At 65.4% G+C, this 21,149-nt stretch carries 20 protein-coding genes; 6 read left to right on the top strand and 14 right to left on the bottom strand.

Annotation, left to right across the window (positions count from 1 at the left end; translation table 11 throughout):
* The first annotated feature begins 100 nt into the window (after positions 1-100).
* Together PMI42_RS23020 and PMI42_RS23015 are read left to right on the top strand one after the other, a co-directional pair.
* Positions 101-580 (top strand): cupin domain-containing protein, encoded by a 480-nt coding sequence (locus tag PMI42_RS23020; RefSeq protein WP_008138468.1) that lies wholly within the window; start codon positions 101-103, stop codon positions 578-580.
* 248 nt (positions 581-828) lie between these two features.
* Positions 829-2,031, top strand: a complete 1,203-nt coding sequence (locus tag PMI42_RS23015; RefSeq protein ID WP_008138467.1) for an MFS transporter — start codon at positions 829-831, stop codon at positions 2,029-2,031.
* Here PMI42_RS23015 and ccoS read toward each other — a convergent pair.
* The 10 genes from ccoS to PMI42_RS22965 form a co-directional block, all read right to left on the bottom strand.
* On the bottom strand, positions 2,028-2,195 hold the full coding sequence (ccoS, locus tag PMI42_RS23010) for a cbb3-type cytochrome oxidase assembly protein CcoS (protein ID WP_008138466.1): 168 nt from the start codon (positions 2,193-2,195) through the stop codon (positions 2,028-2,030). The two genes, PMI42_RS23015 and ccoS, sit on opposite strands and share 4 nt — an antisense overlap.
* A complete protein-coding gene (locus PMI42_RS23005; protein ID WP_008138465.1) occupies positions 2,195-4,384 on the bottom strand; it encodes a cation-translocating P-type ATPase in 2,190 nt (729 codons plus the stop codon). Before PMI42_RS23005 ends, ccoS begins: the two co-directional genes overlap by 1 nt.
* 11 nt (positions 4,385-4,395) lie before the next feature.
* Positions 4,396-4,881 carry a FixH family protein gene (locus PMI42_RS23000; protein ID WP_008138464.1) on the bottom strand — a complete coding sequence of 162 codons (486 nt, stop codon included), beginning with the start codon at positions 4,879-4,881 and terminating at the stop codon, positions 4,396-4,398.
* Positions 4,882-4,896: 15 nt separating this feature from the next.
* Positions 4,897-6,360 carry a cytochrome c oxidase accessory protein CcoG gene (ccoG, locus tag PMI42_RS22995; RefSeq protein WP_008138463.1) on the bottom strand — a complete coding sequence of 488 codons (1,464 nt, stop codon included), beginning with the start codon at positions 6,358-6,360 and terminating at the stop codon, positions 4,897-4,899.
* Positions 6,361-6,479: 119 nt separating this feature from the next.
* A complete protein-coding gene (gene ccoP, locus PMI42_RS22990) occupies positions 6,480-7,355 on the bottom strand; it encodes a cytochrome-c oxidase, cbb3-type subunit III (protein WP_008138462.1) in 876 nt (291 codons plus the stop codon).
* Between the two features lie 6 nt (positions 7,356-7,361).
* The gene (locus PMI42_RS22985) at positions 7,362-7,526 is read right to left on the bottom strand and encodes a CcoQ/FixQ family Cbb3-type cytochrome c oxidase assembly chaperone (protein WP_008138461.1); all 165 of its coding nucleotides are present in this window, start codon (positions 7,524-7,526) and stop codon (positions 7,362-7,364) included.
* A gap of 13 nt (positions 7,527-7,539) precedes the next feature.
* Positions 7,540-8,274, bottom strand: a complete 735-nt coding sequence (gene ccoO / locus PMI42_RS22980; protein ID WP_008138460.1) for a cytochrome-c oxidase, cbb3-type subunit II — start codon at positions 8,272-8,274, stop codon at positions 7,540-7,542.
* A gap of 10 nt (positions 8,275-8,284) precedes the next feature.
* Positions 8,285-9,934 carry a cytochrome-c oxidase, cbb3-type subunit I gene (gene ccoN / locus PMI42_RS22975; protein ID WP_008138459.1) on the bottom strand — a complete coding sequence of 550 codons (1,650 nt, stop codon included), beginning with the start codon at positions 9,932-9,934 and terminating at the stop codon, positions 8,285-8,287.
* 277 nt (positions 9,935-10,211) lie between these two features.
* Positions 10,212-10,637, bottom strand: a complete 426-nt coding sequence (locus PMI42_RS22970; RefSeq protein WP_008138458.1) for a CBS domain-containing protein — start codon at positions 10,635-10,637, stop codon at positions 10,212-10,214.
* 34 nt (positions 10,638-10,671) lie between these two features.
* Positions 10,672-11,502 carry a universal stress protein gene (locus tag PMI42_RS22965; protein WP_008138457.1) on the bottom strand — a complete coding sequence of 277 codons (831 nt, stop codon included), beginning with the start codon at positions 11,500-11,502 and terminating at the stop codon, positions 10,672-10,674.
* 207 nt (positions 11,503-11,709) lie between these two features.
* Here PMI42_RS22965 and fixL point away from each other — a divergent pair, with 207 nt between their 5' ends.
* From fixL to PMI42_RS22945, 4 genes are all read left to right on the top strand, one after another.
* Positions 11,710-13,233 carry a sensor protein FixL gene (gene fixL, locus PMI42_RS22960; RefSeq protein ID WP_008138456.1) on the top strand — a complete coding sequence of 508 codons (1,524 nt, stop codon included), beginning with the start codon at positions 11,710-11,712 and terminating at the stop codon, positions 13,231-13,233.
* On the top strand, positions 13,230-13,847 hold the full coding sequence (fixJ, locus tag PMI42_RS22955) for a response regulator FixJ (RefSeq protein WP_008138455.1): 618 nt from the start codon (positions 13,230-13,232) through the stop codon (positions 13,845-13,847). Before fixL ends, fixJ begins: the two co-directional genes overlap by 4 nt.
* A gap of 43 nt (positions 13,848-13,890) precedes the next feature.
* Positions 13,891-14,307 (top strand): response regulator transcription factor, encoded by a 417-nt coding sequence (locus PMI42_RS22950; protein ID WP_008138454.1) that lies wholly within the window; start codon positions 13,891-13,893, stop codon positions 14,305-14,307.
* 103 nt (positions 14,308-14,410) lie between these two features.
* Positions 14,411-15,109 carry a helix-turn-helix domain-containing protein gene (locus tag PMI42_RS22945; protein WP_008138450.1) on the top strand — a complete coding sequence of 233 codons (699 nt, stop codon included), beginning with the start codon at positions 14,411-14,413 and terminating at the stop codon, positions 15,107-15,109.
* 35 nt (positions 15,110-15,144) lie between these two features.
* Here the strand turns inward: PMI42_RS22945 and PMI42_RS22940 are convergent, their stop codons facing one another.
* From PMI42_RS22940 to PMI42_RS22925, 4 genes are read right to left on the bottom strand one after another with little or no spacing between them, the layout of a single operon-like run.
* Positions 15,145-16,455, bottom strand: a complete 1,311-nt coding sequence (locus tag PMI42_RS22940) for an MFS transporter (RefSeq protein ID WP_035966394.1) — start codon at positions 16,453-16,455, stop codon at positions 15,145-15,147.
* Between the two features lie 23 nt (positions 16,456-16,478).
* Positions 16,479-17,012 carry a PRC-barrel domain-containing protein gene (locus PMI42_RS22935; protein WP_008138446.1) on the bottom strand — a complete coding sequence of 178 codons (534 nt, stop codon included), beginning with the start codon at positions 17,010-17,012 and terminating at the stop codon, positions 16,479-16,481.
* Between the two features lie 19 nt (positions 17,013-17,031).
* Entirely contained in the window at positions 17,032-19,236 is a 2,205-nt protein-coding gene (locus tag PMI42_RS22930) for an amylo-alpha-1,6-glucosidase (protein WP_008138444.1), read from the bottom strand.
* A 57-nt stretch (positions 19,237-19,293) separates the two neighbouring features.
* A complete protein-coding gene (locus PMI42_RS22925) occupies positions 19,294-21,057 on the bottom strand; it encodes an ABC transporter ATP-binding protein (RefSeq protein WP_008138442.1) in 1,764 nt (587 codons plus the stop codon).
* Between the last annotated feature and the right edge of the window lie 92 nt (positions 21,058-21,149).

The following is a 21,149-nucleotide window of genomic DNA, read 5'->3' as shown; positions in this document are numbered from 1 at the left end:
GTCGAGAGCAAACCGGCATTTCAGAATGAACGCGGTCTCGACCAATCTCCTGCCATAGCCGGCGACCAGCGAGGTCGCGGCCAACAGAGGAGACCTCCCCATGTCCAGGCATCACATCTCGTCACGCGCGCGTTGGTCGGGCGTTGCCGTTCTCGGCATGCTCAACTTCGCAACGTCCGTTTTCGCCAGCGAATGCCCCGCCGACAAGATCAAGCCGAATGCACAGCAGATGGTCGACCACAAGCCGGTCGGCGTCACCGACACCACGCTGGGCGCGATCGACCTCGGCAGGCAGCCGGCCCATATCGACGGCCGCGAGCTGCGCTTCCGCAAGCTGACCATCGAGCCCGGCGGCATCGTGCCCTGGCACAGCCATGACGACCGCCCGGCCCTGATCTTCGTGCAGCAGGGCGAGATCATCGAATACGCCTCCAACTGCGTCGATCCGATCGTGCACAAGGCCGGCGACATCCGTCCCGAGGTGTTCGGCACCTCGCACTGGTGGAAGAACCTCGGCAAGGAGACGGTCATTCTCTATGTCGGCGACGTCCGCAGGGATCCCAACGACCACCACATGTGATTCGCTGCGGCCATCCCTTCGAGACGCCCGCTTAAGGCGGGCTCCCGAGGATGCGGGCGGAGTGCGCGGTAGCAGCATCGACGGGTACCGATGTCGCTTAGCCTCATCCTGAGGACACCGCGAAGCGGTCGTCTCGAAGGACGAGGCGCGTATTCGGTGCCGACGAATGCCATGTGCGACAGCCCTTAGTCGTTCCGGGTCGCGACGCCGCACCCGGAGTGACATCGGGCATGAGGAGACGCAACCCCATGACCGATCTTTCCGCGCCCATGAAACCGGCCGCGATGACGATGCAGGCGCACACGCCGGGTCTGGCGCTGCGCTCGCTCGTCATCGGCCTCACCGCATTCCTCACCGTCGTCGATCTCTTCGCGACGCAGGCGATCCTGCCTTCGCTGACGCGCCATTACGGCGTCACGCCGGCAGCGATGGGCTTTGCCGTCAACGCCAGCACCTTCGGCATGGCAATAGCCAGCCTCGTCATCGGTTTCTTCAGCCCGCACATCAACCGGCGGACCGGCATCCTGCTCAGCCTCTCGCTGCTGGCGGTCCCCACGAGCCTGCTGGCGACCGCACCAAATCTTGCGGTCTTCACCGCCTTGCGGATCGCGCAGGGCCTGTGCATGGCATCTGCCTTCGCGTTGACGCTCGCCTATCTCGGCGAACAATGCAGCGCAATGGACTCCGGTGGCGCCTTCGCCGCCTACATCACCGGCAATGTCGCCAGCAACCTTGTCGGCCGGCTGATCTCCGCGGCGGTCGCCGACGGCCTTGGTCTTGCCTGGAACTTCTATTTCTTCGCAGCCCTCAATCTGGCGGGTGCGGCGCTGGTCCATTTCACGATCAAGCGGGCACGGCCGATGCACGTCCTGGCACCGACGGGATCGCCGCTTGTCGCCATGATCGCACACTGGCGCAATCCGCAACTGCGCGCAGCCTTCGGCATCGGCTTCTGCATTCTGTTCGCCTTCATCGGCACCTTCACTTTCGTCAATTTCGTTCTGGTGCGGCCTCCGCTGTCGCTGGGCATGATGGACATCGGCCTCGTTTACTTCGTCTTTCTGCCGTCGGTCGTCACGACGCTGCTGGCCGGAAAGGTCACGTCGCGCCTCGGACCACGGCCGACGATCTGGGGGTCGCTCGCTGTCGCCGGGCTGGGGCTGCCGCTGATGCTGGCACCGCATCGGGGAGAGGTGCTTGCCGGCATGGTTCTGGTCGGTGTCGGCACATTCTTCGCGCAGGCCGCCGCAACCGGCTTCGTCGGACAGGCCGCAAGCGACAATCGCGGCGTCGCCAGCGGGACGTATCTTGCCTGTTACTTCTGCGGCGGGCTGGTCGGTACGGCCATGCTGGGGCGGCTGTTCGACAGCTTCGGCTGGCACGCCTGCGTCGCCGGTGTCGGCATCGCGCTGGCCGGGGCCGCTTTGCTCACGTTCCGCTTGAAGCGCTAGCGCTTGACCGGTGCTTCCTGCGGCGGCTCGTCATCGGCGATCGCCCGCCACGCCGCACCGTCGAGATCGTCATATTGGCCGCTCCGCAGCGACCACAGGAAGGCGACGAGGCCCGCGCCTCCGAGCATCAGCGCCAGCGGCACCAGGATGACCAGGATTTCCATCACACGGTCTCCCGGGAGGCACCGCGGGCGCGCAGCGAATTCAGCATGACCAGGATCGACGATCCGCTCATGGCGGCAGCAGCGATCAGCGGCGTCACGACGCCGCTGATCGCGACCGGCACGGCGAGCACATTGTAGCCGATCGCAAGCCAGAGATTCTGCCGCATCAAATGCAGCGCCTTGCGTGAAGCGTCGATGGCGGCGACGACAGGGGCCAGCGGCCGGCCGAGGAAGACGAGATCGGCGGTGGCCTGACTGAGATGCGCGGCCGAAATCGGCGACATCGAGACATGGGCCGCCGCCAGCGAGGGCGCATCGTTCATGCCGTCGCCGACCATCAGCACCTTCATGCCGCGCCGCTTCAACTCCTCGATGCGCGCGATCTTGTCGGACGGCGTGACACCGGCGCGCCATTCGGGAATGCCAAGCGCATGCGCCGCTGCGATCACCGCCGGCTCGCGGTCGCCGGAGAGAATCTCGATGCCGATGTTGCGCAGCTTGAGTGCCGCGATCACGGCCTGGGCGTCCGGACGCAGGCCCTGGCGCACCGAGAGGATGAACCTCTCGCTGTTCTTGCTGAAAGCGACGATGGAGGCCTCGGGATCGAGCTCGACGCTGCCGATCAACGCCTCGGCGCCGCAAAACGACGGACGGCCAAGGCGGAGCTCGACGCCGTCAACGGTCGCGCGGACACCCTGCCCGGCTTCCTCGACGGCACCTACGATCGGCGACTTGGCGTCGGCGGCCTGCGCGACGGCGGCGGCGACGGGATGATGGCTCGACAGCGCGAGCCGGCCGGCCAGTTCAAAAATGTCGGCGGGAATGTCGGCCGCGTTCGTCACTTCGAGGTCGGGCAGCGTCAGCGTGCCGGTCTTGTCGAAGATGACGTGGTCGGCCTCCGCCAGCCGCTCGATGGCGTCACCGGAATTGAGCAGAACGCCGGCCTTGAACATCGCGCCCGAAGCCACCGTCTGCACGGTCGGGATCGCAAGGCCCAGCGCGCAGGGACAGGTGATGATCAAGACCGCAACGCCGGTGACGATCGCATCGTGCCAGCTTGCACCGAAAAGGACCCAGCCGAAAATGGTGATGAGCGCGGTCGCGTGCACCACCGGCGCGTAGAGCCGCGAGGCGCGGTCGGCGAGCCGCATGTAGCGCGAGCGCGCCTGCAGCGCGTTGTCGAGCAGCCGCGTGATCTCGGCGAGCAGCGTCGCCTCGGACGCTGCCGAGACGCGCACCCGCAGCGTGCCGGAGATGTTCATGGAGCCGGCGTAGACCGGTGTGCCCTGCTCCGCCGTGACATAGAGCGTCTCGCCGGTGATCAGGCTCTGGTCGATCTCGGAACGTCCCTCGATCACGGTACCGTCGACCGCGCAACGTTCGCCGGGCCGCAGCAGCACGATATCCCCGGGATGGATCGCCGCGACCGGCACCTGCGAGATCTCGTCAGGCCCGACGAATTTCGCGGCCGTCTCCGCCTTGAGCGCGGCAAGGTTGCCGGCGACCGCGCGGGTCCGCCGCCGCATGTTCTGGTCGAGGACACGGCCGACCAGCAGGAAGGCCAGCAGCATGATCGCCGCGTCGAAATAGGCGTGCTCGGCGTGGTGGAAGGTCTCGACCACGGACATGCCGAGCGCAAGGCACACGCCGATCGAGATCGGCACGTCCATGTTGGTGGTCCTGTTCGACAGCGCGCGCCAGGCGGAGCGGAAGAACGGCTGGCCGGCATAGGCTGCGGCCGGCAGCGCGATCAGCGCCGACAGCCAGTGGAAGAAATCACGCTGCTCCGGCAGCATGTCCGAGACGTTGCCGGACCACACCGGGATCGACAGCATCATCACGTTCATGGTGGCGAAGGCGGCGACGCCGAGGCAGCGCAGCAGGAAGCGGGATTCGGCGACTTCGGCCACCTCCGCACTCTCGGTCTCGTAAGGATAGGCCTTGTAGCCGAGCTCTTCGAGCCGGTCGATGAACCTGCCGGGATCGAGCGTGCCCGCCTTCCATTCCAGAGCGACGCGGCGATCGGTGAGGTTCACGCGCGCCAGCGTGACGTCGGGGATGGCGGACAGGCCGCGCTCGATCTTGGCCATGCAGCCGGCGCAGTGGACGCCCTCGACCGCGAGGTCGATGTGCCTGATACCCTCGCCCGCGGCCCGGACGTAATGCGAAAAATCCCGCGTGACCTGCATGACGAATTCCCTCAGTTCAGGATCACGCGGTTGCGCGACATGAACACGCGCGTGCCCCGCGTCTCGCCTTCGATCACGAGATCCCACTGGCCGGGCGCGACGGACGCGGCATTGCCGCGATAGATGCCGATGCCGGCTTCCGAGAGCTCGACCGCGAGATCGGCGCGCTTGTCGGTCGGCCGCTCCAGGCGCCCGCCGAACTTCAGGCCGCTCATCGGCCGGCCGCTCGCATCGCGCGCATCGACCTGGAGCGTGGCAGCGCCGTCGGCGCGGCGCTCGATATGGGCATTGACCTGCCATTTGCGGGCAGCCTGATCCTGCGCCGCCGAGATCTCGCGGTCATAGCTGAGACCCGCGGCATAGGGACTGTCGACGTCGGTACCGGGCAGCGTCGCGATCGCCAGCTTCATCATGGTCAGGTTGACGCCGATCACGAGCCCGAAGAAGGCGACCAGCATCAGGAAGACCTTTGTTCCGGTCAGCGGCTTGGTGGCCATGGCAGGCTCCTGAATTTACGGCGCGACGAAATTGTCGGTGGCGGTGGCGACTTCGCCGAGGCCGATATCGGTGACGTGGAAACGCACGGGTATGGACTTCTCCGGATTGCTCTCCGCCGGCGCGGTGACCAGCAGGCGCAGCTCGCTCGTGGTGTCGCGCGGAATCACGATCATCGGCCGGTCAGGCGTCACGGAATCGGCGCCGACGACGTGGACCGTCGCATTGACCGGGCCGTTGGCGTCGATCGCGATGACGCGGTCATAGCCGCTCTTGTTGAGCAGCCGGACCGTGTAGGCGTTGCGGATCGAGCCGTCGCTGAGCTTGACCGCGACCGGATTGCGGTCGTGCAGCACGTTGACGTCAAGCAGGCTGCGGGTCGCCAGCGTATAGATCATGAAACCGCCGACCGCCGCGATGATCGCGCTGTAGACCACGGTTCGGGCGCGCACGATCTTGTAGACCGGCGCCTTGCCTTCCTGGCGGCGGTGGATGTTGATGTCGTTGTCGTAGCCGATCAGCCGCTTCGGCCGGCCGATCTTGGTCATCACGTTGTCGCAGGCGTCGATGCAGAGCCCGCACTGGATGCATTCGAGCTGCGGCCCGTTGCGGATGTCGATGCCGGTCGGGCAGACCGCGACGCATTGATAGCAGTCGACGCAGTCGCCGACTTGCTGCCCGAGCGCGCGCAGCTCAATTGCCTTCTTCACCGAGGTGCGCTTCTCGCCGCGGTCATAGCGATAGGTGACGTTGAGCGCCCATTCGTCGGTGAGCGCGGCCTGGATGCGCGGCCACGGGCACATATAGGTGCAGACCTGCTCGCGCATGAAGCCGGCGAGCAGATAGGTCGTCGCTGTGAGGATGCCGATCCAGATATAGGCGATGACAGGCGCCTGGAAGGTCAGCAGCTCCTTCACCAGCGTCGGCGCGTCGTTGAAATAGAGCACCCAGGCGCCGCCGGTCCACCAGGCGATCATCAGCCAGATCGCGTGCTTGAGCGCGATCTCGCCGACGCGCCTGGGCGTCAGGCCGGACGACTGGTCCTTCTTCATCCGCTCGCGGCGATCGCCTTCGACGAAGCGCTCGACCGCGTAGAACAGGTCGGTCCACACCGTCTGCGGACAGAGATAGCCGCACCAGATGCGGCCGCCCACCGAGTTCATCAGGAACAGCGCCACCGCGGCGACGATCAACAGGCCCGTGAAATAATAGACCTCCTGCGGCCACAGCTCGATGAAGAAGAAATAGAAGCGGCTGTTGGGAAGATCGATCAGCACCGCCTGGCTGGGGGCGCCAAGGCCGCGGTTCCAGCGCACGAAGGGCAGGAAGTAATAGACGCCGAGGCAGAACGCCATCAGGCCCCATTTGATCCGGCGGAAGGTGCCGGAGATGCTCTGCGGATACACCTTCTTTTGGGCGACGTAGAGCGGCCCGTTGTCGTCGTCCGATGTGAGCTCGTTCGGGTTCACGGTCTTGTTCATCGCCTGGGACTTCTCGAAGGTGCGATTCAACCTAGACCCGACGCCGCCGCGTCAGTTGATCCAGCTCAAACGGGGGCGATTTTGTTCGCCCCCGCTGGAACCCGTCGCTCGCCGGTCGGCTACTTGCCGCCGCCCAGCGAGTGGACATAGACCGCCATCGCCTTGATGGTGGCGGGGTCGAGCCGGCCTTCCCAGGCCGGCATCACGCCGGCGCGGCCCAGGCTGATGGTCTCGATCAGGCTCGCCTCGTCCGAGCCGTAGAGCCAGATCTTGTCGGTCAGGTTCGGCGCGCCCATCTCCGGGTTGCCCTTGCCGCCGTCGCCATGGCAGGCAACGCAGTTCTCCGCGAAGATCTTCTCGCCCTTGGCCGCGTCGTAACCCTTCCGGGTCGAGAGGCCCGACAGCGACCGCACGTAATTGGCGACCGTGACGATCTCGTCGCTCTTCAGCACTCCGTCCTTGCCGAAGGCGAGCATCTGGCCCTCATGCGCCTTGGCATGGCCGGAGCGCGCGCCGTACTGGATGGTCTGCATGATCTGGTCGAGCGTGCCGCCCCACAGCCAGTCGTCGTCGTTCAGGTTCGGATAGCCCTTTGCGCCGGCGCCGCCGGAGCCGTGACACGGCGCGCAATTGTCGCCGAACACGGTCTTGCCCTTGGCACGCGCGAGCGCCAGCAGGGCCGGATCCTTCTCGATCTCGGCAAGCGGGGCCGCGCCCAGCGCCGCCATCTTGTCACCGCGGATCTTCTCGAGATTGGCGAGCTCGACCGCCACGTCGGCGCGCGAGGAGTAGCCGAACAGCCCCGTGGTATTGTTCGAGATCAGCGGCCAGGCCGGATAAACGATCCAATAGCCGATCGCCCAGACGATGGTGAGGTAGAACGTAATCACCCACCAGCGCGGCAGCGGCGTGTTGAGCTCCTTGATGCCGTCCCACTCATGCCCGGTCGTGGACCTGCCGGAGACGGAATCGAACTCGCCATGATGATCGGTCATGATGTCTTACTCCTCCCGCAGCGGCAGCCGTGCCGCTTCGTCGAACGCAGACTTGTTGCGGGGCCAAAATGCGTAGGCGATGATCGCGAGAAAGATCGCGACGAAGATCGGTGTCCAGATCGTGGTCACGAGACCGGACGCGAGATTGTCGAGTGTCAGGATGGCTTTCATCGGTGATGCCTTCTCAGCGAAGATTGGCTTTCTCGTTGTAGATTTTGAAGTCGACCAGCGTGCCGAGCATCTGCAGATAGGCGATCAGCGCATCCATCTCGGTCGGCGTGCCGGTCTTGCCGTCGAAATTGCGCACGACCGCCTTGGCGTAGCGCTTGCTGAAGGCGTCGGAGCCTGCATTGTCCGGATCGGCCTGGGCCTTCAGATCGGCGCCTGCGTTCGCGATCTGGTCGTCGGTGTAGGGCGTGCCGATCGCCTTGAGCGTCTTCATGTGGTCCGCGATCGTGTCCGGATCGACCTCGGTTCGGCTGAGGAACGGATAGCCCGGCATCACCGATTGCGGCACGATCGCGCGCGGATTGGTCAGATGGGTCACGTGCCAGTCGTCGGAATACTTTGCGCCGACGCGGGCAAGGTCCGGACCGGTGCGCTTCGAGCCCCACTGGAACGGGTGGTCGTACATGCTCTCGGCGGCGAGCGAGAAGTGGCCGTAACGCTCGACCTCGTCGCGCAAGGGACGGATCATCTGCGAATGGCAGAGATAGCAGCCCTCGCGGACATAGACGTTGCGGCCCGCGAGCTCCAGCGGCGTGTAGGGCCTGACCCCGTCGACCGCCTCGATCGTGCTCTTGAGGTAGAACAGCGGGGTGATCTCGACGAGACCGCCGATCGCGATCACCAGCAAAATGCCGACGATCAGGATGATCGAATTCTTCTCGAAGACTTGGTGGCGTGTCCAGAACGACATGGATAGCTCCTCATTCCGCCGGCTGGAGAGCGACGGGCATCTGGACTTCCGCTTCGCCGACGCGAACCGTCATCCAGAGATTGTAGGCCATGATCAGCGCGCCGATCAGGAACAGGCCGCCGCCGGCGGCGCGGATGATGTAGAAGGGATGCATCGCCTCGACGGTCTCGATGAAGGAATATTCGAGGAAGCCGAGCGAGGTGTAGGCGCGCCACATCAGGCCCTGGAGGATGCCGGACACCCACATCGCGGAGATGTAGAGAACGATGCCGAGGGTGGCGATCCAGAAGTGCCAGTTGACGAGCTTGAGGCTGTAGAGGCCCTTGCGATTCCAGACCCACGGCACCAGGCAATACAGCGCGCCGAAGGAGACGAAGCCGACCCAGCCGAGCGCGCCGGAATGCACGTGGCCGATGGTCCAGTCGGTGTAGTGGCTGAGCGAGTTGACCACCTTGATCGACATCATCGGGCCTTCGAAGGTCGACATGCCGTAGAAGGCGACGGAGACGACCAGCATGCGCAGCACGGGGTCGGTGCGCAGCTTGTCCCAGGCGCCCGACAGCGTCATCAGGCCGTTGATCATGCCGCCCCAGGAGGGCATCCACAGCATGATCGAAAAGGTCATGCCGAGCGTCTGCGTCCAGTCCGGCAGCGCCGTGTAGTGCAGATGATGGGGACCGGCCCAGATGTAGAGGAAGATCAGCGCCCAGAAGTGGATGATCGACAGGCGGTAGGAATAGATCGGCCGCTCCGCGCGCTTGGGAATGAAGTAGTACATGATGGCGAGGAAGCCGGCGGTCAGGAAGAAGCCGACCGCGTTATGGCCGTACCACCACTGGAACATGGCGTCCTGGATGCCGCCCCAGGCGACGTAGGATTTCGAGCCGAACACCGAGACCGGAAGAGCCGGGTTGTTGCCGAGATGCAGGACGGCGATGGTCACGATGAAGGCGAGATAGAACCAGTTGGCGACGAAGATATGCGGCTCTTTCCGCTTGATGACCGTGACGAGGAAGACCAGCAGATAGGTCACCCAGACGATGGTCAGCCAGAGGTCGGCATACCATTCCGGCTCGGCATATTCCTTCGACTGGGTGACGCCGAGCAGATAACCGGTGCCGGCGACCAGGATGAAATAATTGTAGCCGAGCACGACGAACCAGGGCGCAAGATCGCCGGCGAGGCGCGCGCGGCAGGACTTCTGCACCACATAGAAGGACGTGCCGATCAGCACGTTGCCGCCGAAGGCGAAGATCACCGCGGAGGTGTGCAGCGGCCGCAGGCGGCCGAAGCTGGTCCAGGGCAGGTCGAAGTTCAGCGCCGGCCAGGCCAACTGCGAGGCGATGATGAGACCGACGAGGAAACCCGCGATGCCCCAGAACATCGCCATGACCGCGGTGAACTTGATCGGGCCCATATTGTAGTTGGGACGTCCATTGATCTCCGCCGGCGGCAGCGCCGCGGGGCGGTCGAAATAGCGGTTGACGATGCAGAACACCGCAGCCAGGCTCGCAAACGCGCTGAGCGCGGCATGGAAGGCGAAGGGCGCATCGAGCGCCTTGGCCGACGCGATCACGCAGAGAAAGGCGGTGACCGCGAACACGACGGAAAGGCCACTTTCGCCTGTCGTCATGGTTTTGGAGATGGAGGGCTGGCTCATGCGGATTCTCTCTGAAAGAACACAGCGCCAGAAACCACATCCACCCTCGCGGGGAATTGATTGAAATCAAGATATGCGTTTTGGTCCTGAGTATCTGGCGGGCTTTTTCAGGTGCGCCCGTATTTCTGCGGAGCGACCAGCTAAAATGCCCTCTCCCCTTGCGGGAGAGGGCAGAACCGCAGGGGTGAGCAAAGGCGCAAAGCGCCGTGCCCACCATTCCTCCGTGATGGATACGAATCGTGGGCACGCTCCGCTTTGCCCACCCTACGGCACCGCCTCAGTCACTTGCCGTGGCCTTCAGCGCCTTGATGACGTCCTCGCGCGCGATGATGCCGGCCAGCTTCTGCGTGCCGTCGAGCACGATGATGCTCCTGATGCGGTGCTCGACCATGATCTGGAGCACGCGCGTCAGCCGCGTGTCCGGGCTGACATAGATGAACTCCGGCGTCATGACGTCGCCGATCCTGCGGCTCATCAGGTCGTGATAGCGCGGCAGCATCTGGCTCGGCGAGAAGGCAAAGCACTTCAGGATGTCGAACTTGGTGACGATGCCGACCACCTGCCCGTCGTCCTCGACCGGATAGGAGTTGAAATCGTCGCGCTCGAACATCTCGCTGAGCGCAAGCAAGTCCTGGTCGCGCTGCACGGTTCTGACGTTGCGCGTCATGTAGCCGTCGACGGTCTCTTCAAGAAACTTGTACACGGCGCGTCCTCCTCGAATGGCTCCTGGCCAGCCGTCAGTGCGACAGCAGCACGCAGCGGGTGGATTGCGTGACCAGATATTGGGTGACGCCGCCGAGAATCAGCTCGCGGAAACGCGAATGACCGTATGCTCCGGCAACGATCAGGCCGGCGCCGACATCACCGGCGATCTTCTCCAGTTGCGTTGCGGTGGTTTCGCCTGCGGCCTCCGGAACGCGGGCCGTCGCGGTGACGCCGTGGCGGGCGAGCCAGGCGGCAACGTCCGTGACGCGCGCCATCGCGGCCGAGCGCCCGTCATCCTGCTCCGGTATCTCGACGATCGCGACGTCCTTCGCCTTGCGCAGCATCGGCAGCGCATCCGCCACCGCGCGCCGTGCCTCCGGCGTGTCCTTCCAGGCCACGAGCACGCTGCGCAGATCGAGCCATTTGACGCGATCGGGCACGACCAGAAGCGGCCGCCCGGCCTGCATCGCCAGATCCTTGGGGCTCGCGAGCGCGAACGCGTCGGAGAAGGCCGGGCTCTGTCCGCCGCTGACGACGATGTCGGCGCAGCGCACCTGCGACAGCACGAATCGCGCCGGAAAATCCATGGCGCTGCGCCACTCCGCCTGCCCGCCGCGATTCCTGGTGGCGGCGCGGAATTGCGCCTCCAGACCGGCCAGGCGCCGCTTGACGGACGCTTCGCCCTCGTCGATCAGCCTCTGGGCCTCGGCGCCGTCGGCGAAATAGAGCGGCGGCGCGAACTGCGCTGCGGTAACCCCGACCATGGCCGCCTCGAATCGCTCGGCAAGCTCGCCCGCGACCTGAAGACGCGCCTCGTTGGACTGATCGAGCGCCAGGCTGACCATCACGGTCGCGTATGTCATCGGGAATCTCCGGGAGGCAATGAACTGCCACGAAATCTAGCCTCACCGGCGCAAGGCAGGATGAGATAGATCAAACCGCCTGCGACCATGATACGGGAAATCCGCCAATGGAATCAGACATCCGAACTTGCCTCCGACGCGGCCTTGGGCGAAATTGCGGACATATTCGCGGCACCGGGCCCGCCGCGCGAAACTGGGAGTCATCGCTTGTCGCCGACCCGTGTAACGCATCCGCAAGATGACGGCCGGGGCGAGCATTTCCGCGTCCGGATCGAGGGATTCGGCGTCGGCACCTGGGATCTCGACCTTACGACGCGCGAACTGGACTGGTCGGAGACGGCCGGAAGCCTGCTTGGTCTCGAGCCGAACCAGTTGGCGAGCTACGACCTCTTCCTGTCGCGCCTCGAGCCCGGGGATCGCGAGCGCGTGGAGAGCGCAATCAAGCGCGTCTCGGAGCGCGGCGGCGGTTTCGACGTCTCATTTCGAGTCTCGAATGCATCCGGCAACGGCCAGTGGATCCGCGCCCGTGCGGGGGTCATTCGCGACGATGCCGGCGTCGCCCGTCATCTCAGCGGCATCTTTCTCGATATCGACGAGGAGAAGCAGGTCGAGGAGGCGCTGCGCACGCGCGAGACCCATCTCCGCTCGATCCTCCACACCATTCCCGATGCCATGATCGTCATCGACGGCCGCGGTATCATCCAGCTGTTCAGCACGGCCGCAGAGCGCCTGTTCGGCTGGTCCGAGCACGAGGCCATCGGCAAGAACGTCAGCATCCTGATGCCCGAGCCTGACCGTTCCCGCCATGACAGCTACATCGCCCGCTACCGGACCACGCACGATCCGCACATCATCGGCATCGGCCGCATCGTGACCGGCAAGCGCCGCGACGGCACGACCTTTCCGATGCACCTGTCGATCGGCGAGATGCAGTCCGGCGGAGAGCCCTATTTCACCGGCTTCGTCCGCGACCTCACCGAACACCAGCAGACCCAGGCGCGGCTCCAGGAGCTGCAATCCGAGCTCGTTCATGTCTCCCGGCTGACCGCGATGGGTGAAATGGCCTCCGCGCTCGCCCACGAGCTCAACCAGCCGCTGGCGGCGATCAGCAATTACATGAAGGGATCGCGTCGGCTGCTGGCCGGCAGCCTTGATCCGAACACGCCCAAGATCGAAAGCGCGCTCGACCGCGCGGCGGAGCAGGCCTTGCGCGCCGGCCAGATCATCCGGCGCCTGCGCGACTTCGTCTCCCGCGGCGAATCGGAAAAGCGGGTCGAGAGCCTCTCCAAGCTGATCGAGGAGGCCGGCGCACTCGGCCTTGCCGGCGCGCGCGAGCAGAACGTGCAGCTCCGCTTCAGCCTCGATCCGGAAGCCGATCTCGTGCTCGCGGATCGCGTGCAGATCCAGCAGGTGCTGGTCAATCTGTTCCGCAACGCACTGGAGGCGATGGCGCAGTCGCCGCACCGCGAGCTCGTGGTCGCAAACAACCGCGCCGCCGACGACATGATCGAGGTGGAAGTCTCCGACACCGGCTGCGGCTTCCAGGACGACGTCATTCCAAACCTGTTCCAGACCTTCTTCACCACCAAGGACACCGGCATGGGCGTGGGATTGTCCATCAGCCGCTCGATCATCGAAGCTCACGGCGGGCGCATGTGGGCCGAGAGCAACACATCGGGCGGCGCGACATTCCGCTTCTCCCTCCCGGCAGCCGACGAGAATGATGCATGACCACCAAGGGCCACATCTACGTCATCGACGACGACGCGGCGATGCGCGACTCGCTGAATTTCCTGCTGGATTCGGCCGGCTTCGGCGTCACGCTGTTTGACGACGCGCAAGCCTTTCTCGACGCCCTTCCCGGCCTCTCCTTCGGCTGCGTCATCTCCGACGTGCGCATGCCGGGCCTCGACGGGATCGAGCTTCTGAAGCGCATGAAGGCACAGCTCAGCGCGTTCCCGATCCTGATCATGACCGGCCATGGCGACGTGCCGCTCGCGGTGGAGGCGATGAAGCTCGGCGCCGTCGATTTCCTCGAGAAGCCGTTCGAGGACGAGCGCCTCACCAGCATGATCGAATCGGCGATCCGCCAGGCCGAGCCGGCGGCCAAGAACGAAGCCATCTCCCAGGACATCGCGGCCCGCGTCGCCTCGTTGAGCCCACGCGAGCGCCAGGTGATGGAGGGGCTGATTGCCGGCCTCTCCAACAAGCTGATCGCCCGCGAGTATGACATCAGCCCACGCACCATCGAGGTTTACCGGGCCAATGTGATGACCAAGATGCAGGCCAACAGCCTCTCGGAGCTCGTGCGGCTGGCGATGCGTGCCGGCATGCTGAAGGATTGAGGCAAGTCAAGTCTCCTTACCCGCACGGTGCTAGTCTGACAGCATGATCGAGGTCAGCTCACATCCTGCGCGTTCGTCGTCTCCCGCAAGACCCACCGTCTATGTGGTCGACGACGATGCCGCCGTCCTGGGGTCCCTGCGGTTCCTGCTGGAAACCGACGGCTTTTCCGTGCGGACCTTCAGGAATGGCACGGCTTTGCTCAACGCCATCCAGGTGCCGGGCGCGGATTGCTACGTGATCGACTACAAGATGCCCGACATCAACGGCATCGAGCTTGCCGGGCGGCTGCGCAAGTCCGACGGCGACACACCGGTGATCCTGATCACCGGCTATCCCGACGAGAACATCTCGGCCCGGGCGGCGGCGGCCGGGGTAAAAGACGTGGTTTTAAAGCCACTTCTCGACGAAAGCCTGGTCAAGCGGATCCGCGGCGCCATCCAGAACCGGGCCTCGGAGTGACCTACGGGGTTCTACGTAGGTAGACCCCCTTAAGATATCGCGCGAAATTTTCGACCCCCCCGATACCGCGTATCAAAGCGTCATCACAACGGAGATGGCGCAGATGCTGACCCAGACACTCAACACCCGGACGATCGACACCCAGATCGGTGGCAAGATCGCGCCTGCCCATCCCGTCACCGACCAGTTCGGCGCGATCACCGGCCATGTCGGCCTCGTCGCCACCGAGTTCTCCTACCGCAAGGACGAGGAGATCTATGGCGAGGACGAGCCGGCCGAATATGTCTACCAGGTCGTCACCGGCGCCGTGCGCAGCTACAAGCTCCTCTCCGATGGCCGCCGCCAGATCGGCTCGTTCCACCTTCCCGGCGACGTGTTCGGCCTCGAATCCGGCTCCAGCCACCGCCTCGCTGCTGAAGCCATCATCGACACGACCGTGCGCCTCGTGAAGCGCGCCAGCCTCGAAAAGGCCGCCGGCATCGACGTGCAGGTCGCCCGCAAGCTCTGGGCCATGACCGCCGGCGAGCTTCGCCATGCCGAAGACCACATGCTGCTGCTGGGCCGCAAGACCGCGATGGAGCGCGTTGCGACCTTCCTGCTCGAAATGGACCGCCGCCTCGCCGTCGCCGGCATGATGGCGCTGCCGATGTGCCGCCGCGACATCGGCGACTATCTCGGCCTCACCCTCGAGACCGTGTCACGCGCGCTGTCCCAGCTTCACGCCCAGGGCATTCTGGGCTTCTCCGGTGCCCGCCAGATCGTTCTGCGCAACCGGGCGCGCCTGCACAATCTCGACGCCTGATTTTTTCTTCCCCACTTATGGCCGGCTGAATGCGTTCAGCCGGCCATTTCTTTGGCCGCGACCCGCCGGGTCTCCGGCATCACGAACAGGATGAGCAGAAGCCCGGTTGCCGCCACCCCCGACAGTCCGATGAAAGCCGTGGCGTTGCCGAACTTGTCGCTGACATAGCCGCCGAGCGCCGTGCTCAGCGACGCGCCGATACCGGTCGCGGTGCCGACAATCCCCTGCGCCAGGTTGAAATGGCCGCTGCCGAAGGCGACGTCGGCCACGATCAGCGGGATCATCACCGCAAACACCGCCGCGGTGAGGCCGTCGAACACCTGCACCGCAACCAGCAGATAGGGATCGCGTACGGTCGCAAACAGCAGGCCGCGGATCGTCAACGCACCGAATCCGATCAGCAGCAGCGGCCGCCGGCCCCAGGCTTGCGCCTTACGCCCGACCGTTGGCGACAACAGCGCCACGATCGCCTGCGGCACGACGATGCAGAAGGCGACGAGCACGGTCGCCCACTGGCTCGACCGCGCCGTCACTGCGCTCGCCATCAGCGGCATCATCGCGGCGTTCGCCAGTTGCAGCAGCAGCACGCTCAGTGCGAAGACAATCAGCGGCTTCTGCCGGATCAGGTGCCAGATGTTGGTGTCGCCGCGAACTTCCGCCTCGCGCGGCATCTCGCCGTGGCAGCGCGCGATGTCGACTTCTTCCTCGCGGATGCGCGACAGCGCGATCAGCGTCGGGATCGCGAGCAGGAAGGTGACCAGGAACACCGAACGGCTCGACAAGAGATAGCCGGCGGTGCCCATCACCGCGGCGGCGACGCCGTTGCCGAGCGAGGCGAAGCGCGCATTGCGGCCAAGCCGCTCGCCGATCCTGAGCGGGCCGACCAGACCGAGGCTGATCGCGGCGATCGCCGGCCCCAGCACGCAGCTTGCCGCCGCATGCAGGGTGGCGGCGGCCACCACCACGGGGAAGATCGGCATCGCGGCATAGGCGAGCGCGCAGCAGCCGATGGTGGCGATCGCAAGGCCCGCCACCAGCCGCTCGGATTTTGCCGCGTCGATGATGGCGCCGCCCGGCATCTGCCCGATCAGTGCGACGATGCCGCCGATCGACAGCACGAGGCCGATCTCGACCTGGGTCCATTTCTGCGTCGTCAGGTAAACCGCGATGAAGGGACCAAATCCGGTCTGCACATCGGCGAGGAAGAAGATGAACCAGTCGAGGCCGCGCAGGCTCTGGCGCGACGGCGCCGGGATGCCTGCGGCCGAAGCCGCGGCAACATTGTCCTGCTCAACGCGGCGAGCACGATCCTCGGCAACAGGGTTCGGCTTTCTCGACAACAACACCGGCGGCCATCCCTCCCCGCGCCTCACTGGACCGCTTGCAGCGGTTGCAGGCTGCCGGATGCGCCGAGCACGACCATCGGCGTGTCTTCCTTGTATTCAGGCGCCGCCGCGACCTGCGCCTTGGTCAATTCCAGCGTGATGCTGTCCTTCTTGTTGACGATCTTGCCGAAGCGCAGCGCGTTCCAGTCGACCACGATCTTGCGGCTGCCGACGCCGAGGAAGCCGCCGAAATCGATCACGGCGGCGCGGACGCGGCCGGTGCGCTCGACGATGACGTCGACGATACGGCCCATGTCCTCGTTGGCGGCGCTGAGCACGTCGCGGCCGAGCACGCCATGGGCGTCGCTCGCGCCGATGATGGTCACCGATGGCGGCGGCGCGGCATCCTTCGGCGTGACAGGCACGGCAGAGGCCGGCGGCTGTACCGCTGCCGGCGCATTCGCTTCGCTCGGGGGCGTCGTTGGAGCTGCGGGCTGCTCTTCCGCGGCACGCGATACGGCGACCGTCAATCCCGCGACGATCGCCAAGCTCAGCACCAGTGCTCCGATCGTACGCATGAACCCTCCTTGTACGCCGCTAGCGCGCCAGCACGATCGATACCTGGATCTGGCCGCGCGTGCGCAACACTTCCAGCGCCACGTCGTCGCCATGGCGACTGACGCGCAGATCGACGCTGGATTCGCCGAGGCGCAGATCGCGCAGGATCACCTCGTTCAGGAACGTCGGCAGATGCGGATTGCGCAGGCGAATCTCGCCGCGCGCGACGTCGAACTCGATGCCCAGCGCCGCCTCCAGCAGGGTGAACGGCGTCGCACTGGCCCAGGCCTGCGGCGCGCAAGCGACCGGATAGAGCGTCGGGCCGCGCCGCTTCTCGCGCCTGAAGCCGCAGAACAATTCGGGCAGCCGCCGCAGATCCATGTAGGTCGCGGCATCAAACAGCCCCTTGAAGACATGCGCGACCGAATGCTTGAGCCCGTAGCGCGCGAGCCCGAGCGCAATCAGCGCATTGTCGTGCGGCCAGATCGAGCCGTCATGATAGGACATCGGGTTGTAGCGCACCTCGCCGACAGCGACGGTGCGGATGCCCCAGCCCGAGAAGAAATGCGGCTGCATCAGATCGGCGGCGACGAGACGGGCGCGGTCCTCCCGGATCATGCCGCTGAACAGCACCTGCCCCACATTGGAGGTCCGCACCTTGCAAGGCCGCTTCCTGCCGTCGAGCGCGAGCGCATAAGTGCCGAGCTCCTCGCACCAGAACGCCTTCTCGAAGCGTTCGGCCAGCGCCTGGGCTTCTGCTTCAAGCTTGCGCATACGGTCGGGCTTGCCGAGCCGCAGTGCGCAACGCGCGGCGAGCTGCTTGGCCATATAGACGTAGCCCTGAACCTCGGCGAGCGCGATATTGCCCTCGGCAAGCCGGCCGTCGGCATGGAAGATCGCGTCGTAGGAATCCTTCCAGCCTTGATTTGCCAGTCCCTTCTCGGTCGCGCGCTGATATTCGACGAAGCCGTCCTGATCGGGATCGCCGGGGCCGTCGATCCACGCCAGCCCCGCCTCGATGGCCGGCCACAGCTCGATCAGCGTCGCCTCGTCGCCGGTGCGCTCGAAATAGCGTCCGGCAAGCATGATGAACAAAGCCGTTGAATCCACGCTGCCGTAATATTGCGAGAACGGCACCTCACCCAGCGCCGCCATCTCGCCGCCGCGCATCTCGTGCAGAATCTTTCCGGGCGCGGCATCGGCGAGCAGATTGATCGCCTTGGCCTGGAAATGCGCCAGCCGCCTGAGCACGCCCTTGGCGACGCGCGGATCGACCCAGAGCATCTGGAGCGCGGTGATCAGCCCATCGCGGCCGAACGTCGTCGAGTACCAGGGAATGCCGGCATAGGGGTAGCGGCCCTGCGGCGTCTCCGTCATCAGCATGTTGAGGTCGGCCATGGCCTGGCACAGCACCTCGTTGAAGATGTTGTTGGAGGTCTCGATGCTGGCCGCCCCGACCGTCGACTGCCGCATCTCGCGGCGATGGGCGAGCAGGCCCCTGAAAAAGCGCGCGGGCCTTTCTTCGAGCGGCCGGTTGCAGGACGCCGCCACGAACAGCGATTTCGACTCGTGCGGGTCCAGCTCGAGTTGCCAGGTCGCCGCGTTGACCGAAAGCCGGGTCGGGCGCGGATCGAAATGCAGGCCTGTCGTGCGCTGGGCATCGTCGAGGCCGCGATACTCGAACAGCACGTCGGTCGGACCGAGCAGCTTGCTGGTGCCGGTGCCGCGGCGCGGGCGCCGCTCGCCGCGAACCTCGAACAGATCGGCAAAATCGTTGTCGAACAGCAGCGTCAGCTCGAAGCTGGCGCGCCGGTCGCCGTGGTTCTGCACGCCGATGCGCTGATAGGCCGTGCCGCGCCACAGGAAGATCGTCCGCACGATGTGCAGCAGGTCCTTCTGCAGCACGAGGCTGCCCTGACGGTAGATGTCGGGGTTGGTGAGATCGACGGTCAGCGCGGAATTGTCGTCGCGCAGGTTGGAGCCGAGCAGCAGCGGCTGGAGATCGTCGAGCACGAGCTCGAGCCGCGCGAGGTAGCGCGTGTCATGGTGAAACAGGCCATCCGGCCCGCCGGCCGATGCGCCGATGTCGCCATGGCTGTCGAGCACGATGAAGGTATCGTCGTGCTTGAGCGAGCGCCGCGGCCGCGCCGACGGCCCGGTCATCGGGATATAGAACGGCTGTTCCGCGACCTGCTCCACGGTCCGCGCCACGGAGACGAACTTGGTGACGACTTCGGCGGCCATAGGCTGCTCCCCTGCGCTTGTTTCGAAACGCAACCAACGCAAACGCGACTATTGGGTTTACGCGGCGGCTTGCGCGAGCCGGCTCATTTCCTGCGTCACCAGCTCACGGTACGGCCCGTGGCCCTGCATCAGACGCTCGGGCGCGCCATCCTCGATGATCTTGCCGGCCCTCAGCACCACCACGCGATCGAAATTGCGCAGTGTCGCCAGGCGATGCGCGATCGCAATCACGGTGCGGCCACGCATCAGGCGCGACAGCGCCTCGCGGATCGCCTCCTCGGACTCGCTGTCGAGCGCCGCGGTGGCCTCGTCCAGCAGCAGGATCGGCGCATCCTTCAGGAAGGCCCGCGCAATCGCAATGCGCTGGCGCTGGCCGCCCGACATCTTGACACCGCGGTCGCCGACCATGGTGTCGAGACCTTCCGGCAGGCTGTCGATGAAGTCGCAGCGCGCCGCGATCGCCGCGCGCAGCACCTCGTCGTCGGTCGCGTTCGGCCGACCATAGCGGATGTTCTCACGAATGGAGCGGTGGAACAAGGAAATGTCCTGCGGCACGACCGAAATCGCCTCGCGCAGGCTGAGCTGCGTGACCTTCGCGATGTCCTGGCCGTCGACGGTTACGCTGCCCTCGTCCGGATCGTAGAAGCGCTGAAGCAGCGTGAACAGCGTCGACTTGCCGCCGCCGGACTGGCCGACCAGGCCGACCCGCTGGCCGGGCTGGAGGCGCAGGCTGAAGCGCTCGAAGATCTTCTCGCCGCCGGGATAGCCGAAGGTGACGTTGTTGAAGGCAATCGCTGCGCCGCTCTTGACCAGTGGCTCGGCCTCGGGGTGGTCGCGCAATTCGTGCGGCACCAGCAGTGTCGCAATGGCCTCGGTCAGGCGCGCGACGTGCTGGGTCACATCCACCAGTGCGACGGCGAGATCGCGGGTGGCGCTCAGGATCGAGATGCCGAGCGTACAGACCAGCACGACGTCGCCGGTGGTCGCCTCGCCCTGCTGCCACAGCGTGACCGCCCAGGCCATCAACCCGACCGTCAGCAGCACGGTCACGGCGGCGTGCAGCAGGCGCAGCTTCTCCAGATAACGCAGGCTGCGGCTTCTTGCGGTGAGCTCCCGGTTCACGGTCGCGTCGAACCGCTCGTGCTCGTGGCCGATGCCGCAGAAGGCGCGGACCAGCGGCATGTTGCTGATGACGTCGATCATCTCGCCGTCGACGACGGCCGCCTTGTCGGCGAAATCGTCATGCAGCGGCTTGCCGGCCGCGGCCAGACGGAACATCGCGATCACCATGCCGCCTGCGATCACGATCAGCCCGAGCGCCATGTAGGGACTGACGGTTCCAATCAGCGCGATGGCCGCAACCGTGGCGATGCACGGCGGCAACACGTTCCAGACGAACATGTTCTCGACCGTGAACACGGCATTGGATGTGGCGGTAATGCGGCTGGTCAGCATGCCCGGCATGCGGTCGGAGAAATAGCTCGGCGCGTGGCCGGTCAGATGACGAAAGATGTCACGCCTTAGATCACCCGTGACGCGGACGAAGGTGAAGCTCGCTGTCCAGCTCGCGATCCGCCACAGGAAGTTGTCGGCGGCGATCAGCGACATGAGCATGATGAATGCCAGCCATACGCTGCCACCATGCGATGTTCCCGCCGACAGACTGTCGACCAGGGACTTGACGCCGTATTGCGTGCCCACGGAGCAGGCAACGGCCGCGACGACAGCAGCCAGGATCACGAGATGTGATGCCAGACGGCGACGGAGATAGCGCAAAACAAAGGCAAATGGCCTGCGCGCGTATCCAGAGAGATGATCCATGTGGCTGCGACCCCGTTATGCTTTCAATTTTTCTTAGCTGTCGACTGAACATCGACCGCTTCGCCTCGGTTCCCGGGCAAAGCCATCACGAC

Origin of the sequence: Bradyrhizobium sp. YR681 (genome assembly GCF_000282615.1) — a bacterium.
GTDB lineage: Bacteria > Pseudomonadota > Alphaproteobacteria > Rhizobiales > Xanthobacteraceae > Bradyrhizobium.
Note: the sequence above shows the minus strand (reverse complement) of the source record. Positions and strands in the feature narration are given on the sequence as shown.

Bases quoted from the DNA above. Each gene is read 5' to 3' on its own strand.
- ccoO (WP_008138460.1), bottom strand. From the start codon at position 8,274: ATGTCGTTCTGGACACGCCACCAAGTCTTCGAGAAGAATTCGATCATC.
- PMI42_RS22935 (WP_008138446.1), bottom strand. From the start codon at position 17,012: ATGCGTACGATCGGAGCACTGGTGCTGAGCTTGGCGATCGTCGCGGGA.
- PMI42_RS22985 (WP_008138461.1), bottom strand. From the start codon at position 7,526: ATGAAAGCCATCCTGACACTCGACAATCTCGCGTCCGGTCTCGTGACC.
- ccoS (WP_008138466.1), bottom strand. From the start codon at position 2,195: ATGGAAATCCTGGTCATCCTGGTGCCGCTGGCGCTGATGCTCGGAGGC.
- ccoP (WP_008138462.1), bottom strand. From the start codon at position 7,355: ATGACCGATCATCATGGCGAGTTCGATTCCGTCTCCGGCAGGTCCACG.
- PMI42_RS22945 (WP_008138450.1), top strand. From the start codon at position 14,411: ATGCTGACCCAGACACTCAACACCCGGACGATCGACACCCAGATCGGT.
- PMI42_RS22925 (WP_008138442.1), bottom strand. From the start codon at position 21,057: ATGGATCATCTCTCTGGATACGCGCGCAGGCCATTTGCCTTTGTTTTG.
- ccoN (WP_008138459.1), bottom strand. From the start codon at position 9,934: ATGAGCCAGCCCTCCATCTCCAAAACCATGACGACAGGCGAAAGTGGC.
- PMI42_RS23015 (WP_008138467.1), top strand. From the start codon at position 829: ATGACCGATCTTTCCGCGCCCATGAAACCGGCCGCGATGACGATGCAG.
- PMI42_RS23005 (WP_008138465.1), bottom strand. From the start codon at position 4,384: ATGCAGGTCACGCGGGATTTTTCGCATTACGTCCGGGCCGCGGGCGAG.
- fixJ (WP_008138455.1), top strand. From the start codon at position 13,230: ATGACCACCAAGGGCCACATCTACGTCATCGACGACGACGCGGCGATG.
- PMI42_RS22965 (WP_008138457.1), bottom strand. From the start codon at position 11,502: ATGACATACGCGACCGTGATGGTCAGCCTGGCGCTCGATCAGTCCAAC.
- ccoG (WP_008138463.1), bottom strand. From the start codon at position 6,360: ATGAACAAGACCGTGAACCCGAACGAGCTCACATCGGACGACGACAAC.
- PMI42_RS23020 (WP_008138468.1), top strand. From the start codon at position 101: ATGTCCAGGCATCACATCTCGTCACGCGCGCGTTGGTCGGGCGTTGCC.
- PMI42_RS22950 (WP_008138454.1), top strand. From the start codon at position 13,891: ATGATCGAGGTCAGCTCACATCCTGCGCGTTCGTCGTCTCCCGCAAGA.
- PMI42_RS22930 (WP_008138444.1), bottom strand. From the start codon at position 19,236: ATGGCCGCCGAAGTCGTCACCAAGTTCGTCTCCGTGGCGCGGACCGTG.
- PMI42_RS23000 (WP_008138464.1), bottom strand. From the start codon at position 4,881: ATGGCCACCAAGCCGCTGACCGGAACAAAGGTCTTCCTGATGCTGGTC.